Origin of the sequence: Aporhodopirellula sallentina SM41 (assembly GCF_000346505.1) — a bacterium.
Lineage (GTDB): Bacteria > Planctomycetota > Planctomycetia > Pirellulales > Pirellulaceae > Rhodopirellula > Rhodopirellula sallentina.
Window position 1 is genome coordinate 1 of sequence record NZ_ANOH01000415.1, and the last position, 13,479, is coordinate 13,479.

The 13,479-nt window shown below is 57.7% G+C and carries 9 protein-coding genes; 7 read left to right on the plus strand and 2 right to left on the minus strand.

The genetic code is table 11. The annotated features are described in order from the left end of the window. Positions 1–336: 336 nt before the first annotated feature. Together RSSM_RS27060 and RSSM_RS27070 are read right to left on the minus strand one after the other, a co-directional pair. A complete protein-coding gene (locus RSSM_RS27060; protein WP_008687248.1) occupies positions 337–981 on the minus strand; it encodes a superoxide dismutase family protein in 645 nt (214 codons plus the stop codon). A gap of 196 nt (positions 982–1,177) precedes the next feature. Further along, positions 1,178–5,059, minus strand: coding sequence for a circumsporozoite protein-membrane associated protein (locus RSSM_RS27070; protein WP_236621424.1), 3,882 nt, complete (start codon positions 5,057–5,059; stop codon positions 1,178–1,180). An 840-nt stretch (positions 5,060–5,899) separates the two neighbouring features. Here RSSM_RS27070 and RSSM_RS27080 point away from each other — a divergent pair. From RSSM_RS27080 to RSSM_RS27110, 7 genes are all read left to right on the plus strand, one after another. Continuing rightward, positions 5,900–7,051: a helix-turn-helix domain-containing protein gene (locus tag RSSM_RS27080; protein ID WP_044303778.1), complete on the plus strand. Its 1,152-nt coding sequence runs from the start codon at positions 5,900–5,902 to the stop codon at positions 7,049–7,051. 83 nt (positions 7,052–7,134) lie between these two features. Further along, positions 7,135–8,151, plus strand: coding sequence for an aspartate-semialdehyde dehydrogenase (locus RSSM_RS27085; RefSeq protein ID WP_044303779.1), 1,017 nt, complete (start codon positions 7,135–7,137; stop codon positions 8,149–8,151). A gap of 15 nt (positions 8,152–8,166) precedes the next feature. Next, positions 8,167–8,469 carry a P-II family nitrogen regulator gene (locus RSSM_RS27090; RefSeq protein WP_008687257.1) on the plus strand — a complete coding sequence of 101 codons (303 nt, stop codon included), beginning with the start codon at positions 8,167–8,169 and terminating at the stop codon, positions 8,467–8,469. 364 nt (positions 8,470–8,833) lie between these two features. Beyond that, on the plus strand, positions 8,834–9,769 hold the full coding sequence (locus RSSM_RS27095; RefSeq protein ID WP_044303780.1) for a hypothetical protein: 936 nt from the start codon (positions 8,834–8,836) through the stop codon (positions 9,767–9,769). After that, a complete protein-coding gene (locus tag RSSM_RS27100; protein WP_008687260.1) occupies positions 9,766–10,761 on the plus strand; it encodes a hypothetical protein in 996 nt (331 codons plus the stop codon). The genes RSSM_RS27095 and RSSM_RS27100 overlap by 4 nt, the downstream gene beginning before the upstream one ends. A 191-nt stretch (positions 10,762–10,952) precedes the next feature. Next, complete coding sequence (locus RSSM_RS27105; protein WP_008687261.1) at positions 10,953–12,221, plus strand: 1-acyl-sn-glycerol-3-phosphate acyltransferase; 1,269 nt, start codon at positions 10,953–10,955, stop codon at positions 12,219–12,221. Between the two features lie 103 nt (positions 12,222–12,324). Then, on the plus strand, positions 12,325–13,479 hold a 1,155-nt coding region (locus tag RSSM_RS27110; RefSeq protein WP_236621427.1), incomplete at its 3' end, for a cytochrome c.

The window sequence follows — 13,479 nt, forward strand, 5'->3', positions numbered from 1 at the left end:
CCGAGCGAAGCGCTGTTCCGGCGGAAAGTGTTGCGTGGTTGCCCGATCCGCGTCGCGTGGCTCCTTGATCCGGCCTACGTCGCCATGGAGGTAGGGAAGCCTGACGTCGCAAAACCCGCCGAGAGTTTCGGTGGGGGTGGTGAATCGCCGAAAGTCTTGGCGACTTTCGCTACGGGGGAAAGTCGCTTTTTGGGCGCTGCTAATATGCCGAGAGCCTGCGAAGCGCTGGTGCGCTTGGCAGGCTCGTGCGGCGATGGTGGGTGCCATCTTTATGTTAACGAGGCGGAGTGCCTCGGTTGCTTGGGGTTGAGTTCTCATCTGGTGGGAGGATGAAAACTAGTTCTTCTCGATCTTTCCAAAGGCGACTCGTCCTCCCGCGTCACCGGTTGGCTGAGTGAATTGGTCCTCTCCCTCGTGAATCATCAACGATCGTCCGATGATTGAATTCGGGCCATCGAGCGAGATGACTTCATCGGTGATGTCGATCTTCGCGACGCCGTCTTCGTTCGCTTCGATGTTGCCGAGGTCGCCCACGTGCCGCTTCTCTTCGCTCGGCTTTCCGTGTTCTTGGTTGGTCGGGTTGAAGTGACCGCCCGCTGATTTGCCGGTTTCGGTATCGGAGAGGTCACCCTTTTCATGAACATGAAAACCATGTTTCCCAGGTGATAGCCCGCGGACTTCGCCGGTGACTTTCACGGTATCGCCACGCTGCACAAACTCAATCGTGCCTTCGACGTCATTGTCGCCGATCGCGACCAAGGTGGTTGAGGCGGTGATTGGTTGCGTGTTCTGCACCGAGTCGTCGGTGGCGGATTCGTTCTCGAGAGCGTTAGGTGGAGCGTTTGCAACGTCGACGTTTTGGGTGGTCGATGGTTCGGTATCGGCCAACGGTGAGTTGGCATCGATGTTGTCGTCGCAGCCGGCCAAGAAGACGAGTAGAACGAGTTGGGCGGTGAAACGCAGTGGAGACAGGAATCTCATTGGGGCATCCTATGTTGCAAGTTCGCAGTTCACAAAACGCCAGTGAAGGGCGTTGCGGGTTCAGCGAACGGTTTTGCAAAAGGTGTGCCAGTCTCGAGACGGTTCAAACAGAAGGTGTGCTCGGGAGGCTGCAAAAAAAAATTGAATTCTGGCGAATGCGACTACGGGGATTGCAGACGCAGGGTACCCGAATGCTCTAGTCGCGAGAGATTCCGCGGCGGAAGGCGTCGAAGGCATCGCGGATGTTGGCTGGTGCGGGGCGGCGGTTGCCGGAGTCGCGTAGACCGCGGATGTCGTCGGCACGGTCGCGGCGGTTGGACTGAGTGTTGCCCGGCGGACGCATGCCGAGACTGCGGAGAGCCTCTTCGATTTCGTCTGCGGCGGGCGCGTCTGTTGGTGGTGCCCCGTCGATCGGTTTGATGTCCTGCCAACGTTGGCGGAATCGTCGGAGGTCCTGTTCGGTCCACTTCAATCGTTCGAGCAATTCCGGATCGGGATCGGTGCGAGTTTCGTCGAGGTAGTCGAGAACCATGTCCGTGGCCGCTTTGGTGTATTCCATATCGACCGGGTCGGGCAGTTCGTTTTCCGCCGGGACTTCTTCGCCGACGCCACCTCCGGATTGTCCCGAGCCCCCGCCCTGAGACGAATCGCTCGAAGGGTTTTGATCGAACGGAGAAGGTTCGCCAGGGCTATCGCTCGATTGGTTTGACGAGTTCGCGTTGGACGCGGGCATGTCGCTGTTGCCGGGATCTTGATTCGGATTCTGCTCCTGTGGATCGCCCGACTGCGAGTCCGATGGCGATCCGTCCGGTTGCGACTGACTCTCCCCATTCTGTCCCGGTTGGCTGTCGGGATGTTCGCCGGACGGGCTGTCTGATCCGGAATCATTTTGTGGCGATCCGTCTTGGTTTTCGCTCGCACCGGAATCATCCGATCGAGACGGATCAGCATCGCGGCTACCGGATTGGCTGTCGCGGTTCTGCCCTGACGGGGTGTCGGCGTTCGTGTCTTGATCGCTGTCTGAGTTCGAGCCCTGTTCGTCGTTACCGTCTTCGGAACCTTTGCCGGATTCGCTCGAATTTTCCTTGCCGGATTCCTCTGTGCGTTCACTTTCGCCGGTTTGGCTGTCGTCAGAGCGACCGTCACCGGACTGGTTGTCGGATGCTTGATCGCCGGATGCCCCGTCACTCGATGATTGGTCGCTTGATGATTGGTCGCTTGATGATTGGTCGCTGGCCGAGTTCTCGTTGTCCCGTGCGGCGTCGTTTTGCGTGTTTTCGTTTTGCGATTGATTTTGATTTTGCGACTGGGGTCCGTCTTGGTTGTTCATTGATGGATCGCGTGAGTTGTCGCCCGATGGTTGATCCGATTTGTTAGATGATTCGGATGCATTCTCGTTCGGATCTTGGCCGCGTGGCGGGTTTCCATCGCGTGACTGTTCACCCGAGGCATCGTTGTTGTCGTTGCCTTGGCCTTCGGTTGATTCGGATTCGTTCCCCGAGTCGTTGAGTTGTTGTTGATTCGATTGCTCGCCTGAGTTTCCGCCGTTCTGATTGCGGTCATCGTTTGGTTGGCGTGACGAATCACGATTCCCATTGTCCTGATTTTGGGACGGGTTGTTTCGTTTCTCGTTGAGGTAGTCCTGGATCCGCTCGAACGCCTCCGCGTCGTCTTGCGGCGGCGTTTGGGGAGTGTCGTCGGCAGCGTTTGATGGATCGCCGCCGTTGGGTTTGCCCGATCGATTGTTCTCGGACGCGTTTGCGTTGTTGCCTTGCGATGACTGTGCGTCGCTGTTTTCGCTGGGGGGCGAGTCGTTGGAATCAGAACGGTCGTTTTCGGATGGGGTGTTTTTACCATCGTTTGATGGTTGTCCCTTTGAAGATCCTCCGTTGTCAGATGCGTCGCTGCCGGAATCTTCGCCGCCGGACTCTGTCATTTCCGAGCCAGCGTCCGAGGAGTCGTCCGAATTGCTGTCACCGGATTGGTTTTGCCCTTGTGAATCGCCTCCCTGCTGACCTTCGCCTTGTTGTCCTTCACCCTGTTGGCCCTCTCCTTGTTGGCCTTCTCCTTGTTGGCCTTCTCCTTGCTGCCCCTCTCCCTGTTGTCCTTCGCCCTGTTGTCCTTCACCTGACTGGCCGCCTCCGGAGCCGCCTTGTTGTCCGTCATCGGATTGGCCGCCGCCTTGCTGTTTGGACGAGTCGCGGTCGCCTTGCGGTTGGTCTGGTTCGTTGGTCGGTTGATTATTGGGTGAGGTTGCGGCGGTGATTCGCAGGCGGACCGGTTCGGTTCGTGTCACTCCCGGGACGATGGTCGCGTCGTTCGGATCGGTCCGGTTATCGGTCGCGATCGCAACCACCTCGACTTCGTCGCCAACGATCAGTCCGCCGCCACGTCGGGCTCGGATTCCGCCGTCGCGTGCGACGACGATCATTCGCGAAGGCCGGAAGCGATACTCGATGACTTGATTGCCGAGTTTGCCTGCGGGTTCTTTCCACAGCGTCGAGCGGGCGATCAGGTCAATGCCACGGTGGATTTCGATTTCCACTTCGGCGAGACCGTAGTCAACGTCGGCCGCATGGATTTCGAAGACTTGTTCGGAATCAATCGGAACGTCTTTGACCGATTGTTGCGGAACCACGATGGTGATTTCCGGTGGCAGGTCTTCGATGACGCGAATCGGGTAGACAATCGGATCCGCGTTGGTTTGTCCGACGTCGTCCCAAACCCGGATGCGATAATCCTGCAGTTCGATTGCGCCGCCTTTGCGGGATCGCAGCGGGAACGCGAATCGGACTGACATGCCGTCACCGGCGATTTGCATCTCGCTCGCACCGGCGGTGGCCTGGAGGTCTTGGCCGACCTTTCGCGGGTTGAATTCGATGATCGCTCGAGTGATCGGACGGTTGACCGACGCGACCAGTTCGACTTTGGTTCCGTCGACGCCTTGAATGGAACCCGTGTGGCTGGTGTGTTTGGTTTTTCCCGTGTAGGCCGGCGGCGAATAGATCACCTCACGGACTTGGACGACCGGCGTGTCACGAATCGAAACTTCGTAGGGGCCAACCGAAGCATCGCCGGCGACGATGTGGTAGCGGCGGGTTCCTTTAGCGTGATGCGAGATCGGAATCGTGGCGACGTATCGGTCGAGGTCACCGTCGGCGTTGCTCAGGAGCAATTGTGTTTGCGTCGGGGAGGTTTCTCCTTGCGTGTCCGCAGGGCTGCCAGGATTGCCGGCGTCAACAAGTTCGCTCTGCGGCGTGTCCCAACGGAAGTAGACCGGTTCTTCGTCGCCGAGATTTTTGACCGTTGCACCGATCTCGAGGCTGCGTCCGGCCAACGTTTCGGTGTCACCGGGAGTCACGTCGGTGATCTGAACTCGGCGTGGTGCGTCGAGATTCGCCAGAGGGCGGACGAGCCTAGCGACGGATTGGGCCGAGTTTTTGGGCGATGCCAGAGCGTAGATTGCCAACAATGCGAGCAAAGCGATCGCGGTCACCCACCATGAAATCAACCCTGTCGCTTCACTAGGGGGAGCGTCGATGTGTTTCAGTTTCGCGGCGGCGTTGGCACCAACAGATTGAACAACCCGTTGGGCGAGTTGACCGCGAGGATGATTGGCGCGTTGCTGACGCAAACTCACGTAGCTCGACAGGGCGTGACCGAGTTCGGGGTGGTCGCGTTCGAGAGCGCGGGCGGCGTAGTCTTCTCGGATTCGCAGATGCACGACCGGCCAAAGCCGCAGGTAGGCGTACGCGGCAACAGCGGCGAGCAGCACGGCGGCGACGATCGTTCGTCCCCAAACGCCTGGCGACCAGATCCATTGGTCCATCACCAGCCAACCCAGCCCAACTACCATCGATGCGATCACCAGGATTAAGACTCGGCGGGTGAGTTCCGCTCGCCAAAGTGAGTCTTGTGCGGCGGAAATCTTGTCGAGCACGAACGACTCGATCGGGTCGGACGCAGACGTTCCCGAACCGGCGGAACCAGCCGGGCGGTTTGGACGTTTGTCGGAGTCGTTTCGCCGTTTGTCAGAGTCAACGTGCGATTCGTTCGGGCGGGTGGTGGTATTCGACAAAAGTCTACTGCGATCCGTTGAAAGCGTTTGAGGCGGCGTGTGTTTGAGCGGAATGCGGGGGCATGCTGCTATTGATAGAACGAAAATTCCCAAATTTTATTTGGTTCGAAATAACAATCTCGGGTGGGTTGAATGCGAGGCCCCGATAAAACGTCTTTCGAGTTCGAAATTAGGTTGAGTGACTGGCGGCCCCCAGTTTGATCCGCCGTTACGGCTTTTCCTTTGTAGTGAACATCGACGGTCGGGCGAACCGTTGCGGGGGCAGGACGCTCTTCCGTTAAGGTGAAATAATCAGTCTTTAGATAATCGTGGCGGTCAGATCGGAGCAGTGATACGAGGGTGGCAATCATTGTGGCGGTTTGCTCGTCCGTTTGCGCATTTATCGGCCGTTACTTTTACCGCAGTAATTCCGGGCGATCGTTACGTCTCGGCGAACTTGAACTCAACTTTCATTTTACCGTGGTTGCAAGTCACAGCGAGTGATCGTTTTGGTTTGGATATCGGTTTTCGCCGCAAAGTGGGGGCTTGATTGCCCGAAATTCGGAATGATCGTGTTGAAACCACCGGCATGTGTCCCGTTAGCGGTCAGAATTCGGATAGAATACCGCCCCCGACGGGAATCATTCCGGCAGGTAAGGGAATTACCTAATGTAGGTGACTTCCCCCTTCGGCATTCTTCGTTCAAGATGTGTCCCGAAGGTATTGGTGATTGAGCGATATTGTGGCTCCAGTCCAATTCAGTTCACTTTTTGTGGCCTGGTTGGGAGCCCGGTGACGCATCAATAGGCGACACTCTTACTGCTTACCTCCTCTCCCTCCTCCGTTTGCTAGTGGCAACTTATGAGATACGCTTTTCGGCTTGCAGAACTCCTCGGGCATACTCCCGACCGTCGCAAACGCCCAGGTACGATCAAGGCGATTGTGGAGCACACGGGTTTGGATCGCCACCAGGTGGCATCGCTTTTGAAAAACGAAGCGAAGTACATCCCGCTCGATGCTCTCTCGCGTTTGTGTGACTATCTGATTGATCAAGGGCACGCGACGGCGGATGAATTGCCCGGTGCGTTGTTCGCGATCAACGCGGAGAACTTCTGGGAACTGTTGGCCCGCCGCAGTGACATCGAAATTGTTGTTGGTGTCCGCCAAGGTGAAGGCGAGTCGTCGCCAGAAAACGCAATGGTCGTCGCGAGCGACTCGGTTCTCGTTGGCGAATTGCTCAACGGTATCTCGACTCTCGGCGGCGTCGCCAAGCACTTTGGCGAGTCGGCCGGCAGCGAAACATCGAGCCGACCGGCCGACGTGCCGAGCCCCGATCGCATCCAGCAATCGTTGGTGTGGAGCCCCGGGCAAGTTTCGCTCGAGGATGCCCGTGCCCGTGCCGGTGAAGTTTTTGAAGGATTCACCAACGCAACCGGCGACCGGGGAATCATCTGCATCGGAAGTGTGAAGAGTAACCCGACGGTCGAGTTGCTGTTCTCCGACGCGTTCGGTTGCACTCCGTTTGTGACCGAGGACGATGTCGATGACGTATCGGCTCGTTCGTGCCCGTTCTTCCTGCGTTACCGCGACAGCGATCCGAAACCGGATGGAGCGTCGGCGGGGATGCGATTGAGCAAGAACGAAGACGCGCCTCATCCGGGCTTCTACTACGAGAAAGACGACGGCACGTGGGAATATGCCGGCGGCAACGGCAAGGACACCGCGTTGGTGTTCTATTTGTTCCGCGAGGCACTCGGCCGTTTGGACATGGTGCTCAGTGGATTCTCAGGCCGTGCGACACGCTTGTTGGCCAAGACGTTGGCGATCCGCGCCGAAGAGTTCTGGCCACCGGTTTACCAAGAAAACGGCATCCAGGTCGGTGCTTTCTTGGTCCAATACGAAGACGCCGAAGGCAAACCGGATCGTGCCGATCTGTTGCACAATACCGGCGGCGCCGCCAAGATCATGCCATTGCCGCGTGAGGCAATCGCCCGCCGCATGGATCGTCGCTAGGCGGCGTTGTTTCCCATTTTCGTGTCGCATCGGGTCGCTGAGTTGACCGGATGCCCCTGCCCTCTGACCCTGACGTTTCTATCGTGTTTGATTGTGTTGCTTTGGTCGGTGCCACCGGTGCCGTTGGTCGTATCGTTCTAGACCAGCTGCACGCTCGGAAGTTCCCGATGCGACGGCTTCGTTTGCTCGCTTCCTCGCGGAGCGCCGGCAGCAAAGTTCGTTATGGCGACGAGGAGATCACGGTCGAACTGCTCGAACCGTCTGCGTTCAAAGGTGTCGATCTGGTCATCGCCAGCACACCGGATGAGGTCTCGGCCGAGTTCGCACCGTGGGCCGTCGAGGCGGGAGCCATTGTGGTCGACGAAAGTGGTTATTGGCGGATGGACCCGAAGGTTCCTTTGATCATCCCAGAGGTCAACCCGCAGGCCGTCGAGAACCACCAAGGGATCATCGCAAGCCCGAACTGCAGCACCACGCAAATGGTGGTCGCGCTCGCTCCGATCCACGCCGCCGTCGGTGTTCGCCGGGTTGTCGTGAGTACTTACCAAGCGACCAGCGGAGCCGGTTTGGCAGGAAACGTCGAGCTGGAATCCAGTGTTCGCGCGTCGCTCGACGGTCAAACGCACACGCCAGAAACGTTTCAACATCCGATCGGATTCAACCTGATCCCGCAAATCGGATCGGACAAGCATTGCGGTTACACCAGCGAAGAGATGAAGATGGTGTACGAGACTCGCAAGATTCTCGGCGACGAGAGCATTGCGGTTTGTCCGACTGCGGTTCGGGTTCCTGTCGCGATCGGTCACAGTGAGTCGATCCTGGTCGAAACGAGGGAACCGATCACCGCCGAGAAAGCACGCGAGTTGTGGCAGGCGGCCGAAGGAGTCACCGTGGTCGATGACCTCGACAATCACTCCTACCCGATGCCACGCGATTGTGACGGCAAGGACGACGTCTTCGTCGGCCGGATTCGCCAAGACATCAGTTCCGATTCAGGGATCGCGTTTTGGTGTGTGAGTGATAACCTGCGTAAAGGTGCCGCCACTAACGCCGTTCAGATCGCTGAACTGTTGGCACGTCGAGCAGTCACCAGTTCATAGAACGAAACCAATGCGATGAAACAAGTCGTCACCGTCGTTGCGCCTCACCTGGCCGAAAAAGTGTTGATCGCATTGCAACGCGCGCCGCTGGAAGGTCTCAGTGTGTTCGAGGTGAAGGGATATGGCCGGCAGAAAAGTTACCTCGATCAGTATCAAGACAGTGAATACTCCGAGGCTTTCGTCCCCAAGGTGCAAATCACGATGTGGGTGGACGACTCGAGGTTGGATCATGTGCTCGAGAAAGTCGTCTCGGTGACGCGAACCGGACGCATCGGTGACGGCAAAATCATGGTGATGCCGGTCCACAGTTTTCTATAGCCACGGATGAACGCGCCGCTGTAGGTGATGGTCTCTCGCGTGATCAAATATTTTTGCCCGCCTGCGAAATCTCGCGCCCCGATTGCTGATGTCTGCGGCCTCAATCGTTAGCTGGATTGCATCCACTTCGTATCTGAATGCGTCCACTTCGTAGCTGGATTCTCCTGAATTCAGACGGTCCTCGAACGTCTGGCGACTCCGGCTACGGGTGTCGGCCGACGGAATCGCTGTACAGTACTCCATCCCCGCATCCGGATGCGTCAGAATTCAGATTCCCTAAAACTGGGTGAATCGGTCTACGGCGAGAATTCGAGGTTCTTTCTCACTGCACCAACGCCCGACGACTTTCAAACCATAGGATCCCATGGCGTCTGCCCCTCCCGCTGAAACAACCACCGAGATCGCATGTCAATCATGCGGTGCGGTGTTGTCGGTGGCCGCCAAGGTACGTTCGACGACCTGCCCGTACTGCGCGTCGCCGTCGATTATCCGTCGCCCACCAACCGCGAACCGGCCTTCACCGACGTTCCTGGTTGGGTTTGTGGTCAACCATGAACGTGCGACGCGAGCGGTTCGCAACTGGATGTCCAAGAGCCATCTGTTCGCACGTTCGGACTTCAAGGCCGCGGTGCCGGAGTTGACTCACGGGATTTATCTGCCGGCGTATCTGTACGGGGCCGTCGTGAGTGCGAATTACTCGGCGAGCATCGGTGAAAACTACACTGAAACCGAAACATACACCACGACCGATTCGCAGGGCAAAAGTGTTCGACGTACCCGCACGGTGACCAAAACCGAATGGCGACCGTTGTCGGGACAGTATCAGTGTTACGTTGTCGACGTGATCGTCACCGCGTCCGGTGGAGTGACCAACGAAGCGTTGGAGGCGATTGAGCCGTTCGATCTGCGCGCACTTCGAGCCTACAACGATTCTTTCGTCGCCGGGTGGTTGGCCGAAGAGCCGACGCGTTCGAAAGAAGAGTGTTTTCGGTTGGCTCACGATGAAACGATCGCCATGGTGGAACGGCGTTTACAGGGATTCATGCCCGGCGACAGTCATCGCGGTTTGCAGTTCCACGCGAACTTGCACAACGAAGTCATCGACCTGGTGTTGCTGCCGGTTTGGTCATACGCCGTTCGCTATGCGGAAGATCGTCCTCCGGTGCAAATTCTGGTCAACGGACAAACCGGCCGGGTTGGTGGGATGGTTCCCGTTTCGACCACCAAGGTGGCGTTTGCCGTCTTTGCGGTCTTGGGCCTGATTTTGCTCGTGATTCTCTTGGCGAGTATGGCATCATGAGCGAGCATGAAGAAGTTCACGAGGCGATTGAACTGCCTCACTGCAGCCGCTGCGATTCGCCGCTCGAGCCTGGGGATTTGCGATGCGCGATCTGCGGGCAAGCCGCTCCTCAGACGGATCGGTCTGCGAATGAAAAAGTGTCTGTCACCTTGCTGCGGTGCACCGGGTGTGGGGCGGCGATCACCTACGATCCCGATCACCAGGCACCGGCGTGTTCGTTCTGCGGCGAGGTGCTCCGTGTCGAAACGGTTGATGACCCGATGGAGCAAACGGAAGTCTACTTGCCGATGACGGTCAGTATCGACGAAGCACGGGCGGCGTTGAAAGCGTGGCTCGGGACTCGCGGTTGGTTCACCCCGTCGGACCTTTCGTCATCGTCGACGCTGACCGAAATCAAACCGTTGTGGTGGGTGGCGTGGATCTTCGACGCGGAGGCGTTGGTCAGTTGGACGGCGGACTCCAACGCCGGGTCAGGGCGTTCGGCCTGGGCACCGCACAGCGGTCAGACACCGCTGCGTTTCGATGACATGTTGGTGTCGGGGTCGCGTGGTTTGAGCGAATCGGAGGCGTATGCGATCACGCCGGGGATGCAATTGGGGACAGGCAATACGTCTCCGTCCGGGGGCGGCGACGATGCAACGTTCGAACGTTTTGACGTGCCCCGCAGCCAAGCTCGGCAGCAAGTGCTCGCGGCAATCGAACAAACCGCCGCCGACCGGGTTCGGGCCCAGCACATTCCGGGGACGAGTTTTCGAAAGGTACGCGTCGCGATTGTTTTACGGCGATTGATCACGCGGCGGTATGCGCTGCCGGCTTACGTGCTCGCCTATCGTTATCGAGATCAACTTTACCGCGTGGTGATCTGCGGCCAGAACGCGAATCTGATCGTGGGATCATCACCGTTCTCTTACGCCAAACTGTTTGCATTGATCGGTGGGATCGTTGGGTTTGTGCTGTTCCTGTTGATGATTGCTGCGGTTGCGGGATCGTAACAGAGCACGATTCGCGGTACGGATACACTAATCGTTCCCGACCGACGGTGAGGCGAAAGGGATCAAAGCGAACCGACGCTCAGGGGTAAAAAACGCTAAAATTCGCGAACCATGGCGTACCCATCTGGCCGCGATGGGCTCTCGTTGTTATCCACGCGTTGTTTAGATTGCCCACCCTCGTCTAAATCGTCATGACCGTTATTCTCGACCGGCCGTATTCTTTTGTGCCTCCTCATCGTGGGAATCTGTGGCCCTCTGCGATTCAAAGTTTTCGTTTGATCGAATGGCACCTTCGTAAGCGAGAGGCGGTCGTGGACTACGAACTGCGTCACGCAGATCGGTTCGCCGACTCGCTGGCCGCCGGGCTCGGGATCTTGTTGGCACCGAATCACTGTCGCTACGCCGACCCGATCGTGCTCGGTTGGTTGGCGCGGGAAGTCGGCACGCATCTGTTCGCGATGGCATCGTGGCACCTGTTCAACACGAACTCGTTCGAAGCGTTTGCTCTGCGGCGAATGGGGGCGTTCAGCGTGAACCGAGAAGGCAACGACCGTCAAGCGATTGAAACGGCAATCGATATTTTGGTGACCGCAGAGCGACCACTCGTGCTGTTCCCCGAAGGAACGACGAACCGCACCAACGACCTAATGAAACCGTTGCTCGAAGGAGTGAGTTTCATCGCCCGGACCGCTGCGAAAAAACGACAGAAGGCCAACGGCGGCAAAGTGGTGATGCATCCGGTCGGGCTGAAGTATCTGTGTGTCGGGGACGCATGGAAGTGGGCCGATGACAAGCTGCGAGAGTTGGAATTGGAATTGAGTTGGCAGCCGCGTCAAACGGGCACCGACCCGCAAATGATCCTGCAGCGTTTGTACCGTGTTTCGGAAGCCTACCTGGCTCTGAAAGAAATCGAGCACGTCGGGAAAGCGTCCGCGGGTGACCTGCGGCCTCGACGAGATCAGTTGATTCAGTTTCTTCTAGCGCGAAGCGAAGGTCGTTATGGACTGGCGACTTTGCCTGAGGCGTGCGTGCGCGAACGTGTCCGGAAAGTTCGCAGTGCGGTCGCGGCGGCCTATTTCGCGCCGGATCCGGAAACAGGGAAACCGGTGGATCGCAACCCAGACGAATATCTCGCGGATTCGTCAGCGGCCGATTTGGCTCAGTTCCTGTTGTCGTTTCCGGATCAGTATTTGACGCCCGGCCAAATCACCGACACGCGAATCTTTGAAACCATCCAACGGATTCAAGAAGCGATTTACGGCGAGGCAAAAGAGACGATGCCGATGAAGGTCGTGATCGAAGTGGACGAAGCGATCGAGGTGCCCACGCAACGTGGACCACGGGGAGAACCCGATCCGCTGCTCTGCCGTCTCGGGGACCGATTGGGTACAATGATCGAATCGCTCTCGAGAGAAGCACGCGACTTTGAACATCCTGACACGGTGACCCCGAATCAGTAGTCCCGGCACGCGGTGTGACCCGCCGTTGGACGCATGAAATGTCCGTCGCAGCCTCTCGATTGCCTTTCCCCAAACTTCTTCGGTGCCGGTGGTAGGATCGATCATGACGACGAACGAATATCAACAGAGCTGTCTCTGCAGTCCGCGAATGCACGCCCGGAAGCGGCATGAACCAAATTTCGAGTGCGGCAATTTGTCCCGAGTGATGCCGTCGATTCGGATCATCAATGCGGGCGTTCTGATCGCCATGGTCGCGGTCATGTTGGGATCGATCGGCGGTTGCAGCCAAGAAACCAAACCGCTCGAGTTCGAACCGAACTTGGTTCACGCGATGAAGTATGAAATCAAGGAAGGCGTGCCGATGGAACAGGCGAGTGAGGACGCGTTTTGGATCGTCACTGAAATGTTCGGCACTCCCGAAGACCCGAAATTGCCTACGGTCATTACCGAAGATGAAGAGTTCGCGTCGATCGTTTCAGTCGAAAATCTGCATCTCGCGTCGGGACGCATCGGCGAAGAAGGCCGTGGTTTGTACCAAACGCATTGTGTCACCTGCCACGGCGTCACCGGAAACGGTCGTGGCGAGTTGTCGGCGACAATGAATCCGTATCCACGCGACTATCGCAAGGGTGTGTTCAAATTCAAATCGACCGAACGCGGTGAAAAGCCGCTGCGTGAAGACCTCGCGGGATTGATCAAGAACGGCATCAACGGTTCACGCATGGTCGCCATTCCGAGTTTGACCGAGGAGGACGTGGAGGCGCTCGTCGACTACGTCATCTACCTGTCGTGGCGTGGTGAGTTGGAACGCATGTTGATCGATGACGCGATCTACGAACTGGATTTCGAAGAAGGCGATCGGATCATCAACCCCGCGTTCCAAAATTCAGCGGACGAAGAAGAAAAAGAAGAGTTCGAAGACTCATGGGAACTGGCAGAAGACTTTGCGATGGAAATTGGCGAAGCTTGGTTGGAAGCTCCCGATGCGGTCGTGGAAGTTCCCGATCCGCCGGAAGATTTCGTCGTCCCCGATTCGCATGAGGAATTCGTCGCCGCGATGTCGGATGATCGAGCGGAGACTTTGACGGCATCGGTGGAGCGAGGACGTGAATTGTTCCGAGGAAAGATTGCTGCGTGTAGCAAATGCCACGGCGAAAATGGTCGCGGAGACGGGCAAAACACGGATTACGATGACTGGACGAAAGAGTGGACGCTCGGCATCGGAATCAAACCCGAAAACCGCGACGCGTTGATCAAA

Coding starts and splice junctions, on each gene's coding strand:
- RSSM_RS27060 (WP_008687248.1), bottom strand. CDS start 981: ATGAGATTCCTGTCTCCACTGCGTTTCACCGCCCAACTCGTTCTACTC.
- RSSM_RS27080 (WP_044303778.1), top strand. CDS start 5,900: ATGAGATACGCTTTTCGGCTTGCAGAACTCCTCGGGCATACTCCCGAC.
- RSSM_RS27090 (WP_008687257.1), top strand. CDS start 8,167: ATGAAACAAGTCGTCACCGTCGTTGCGCCTCACCTGGCCGAAAAAGTG.
- RSSM_RS27095 (WP_044303780.1), top strand. CDS start 8,834: ATGGCGTCTGCCCCTCCCGCTGAAACAACCACCGAGATCGCATGTCAA.
- RSSM_RS27100 (WP_008687260.1), top strand. CDS start 9,766: ATGAGCGAGCATGAAGAAGTTCACGAGGCGATTGAACTGCCTCACTGC.
- RSSM_RS27105 (WP_008687261.1), top strand. CDS start 10,953: ATGACCGTTATTCTCGACCGGCCGTATTCTTTTGTGCCTCCTCATCGT.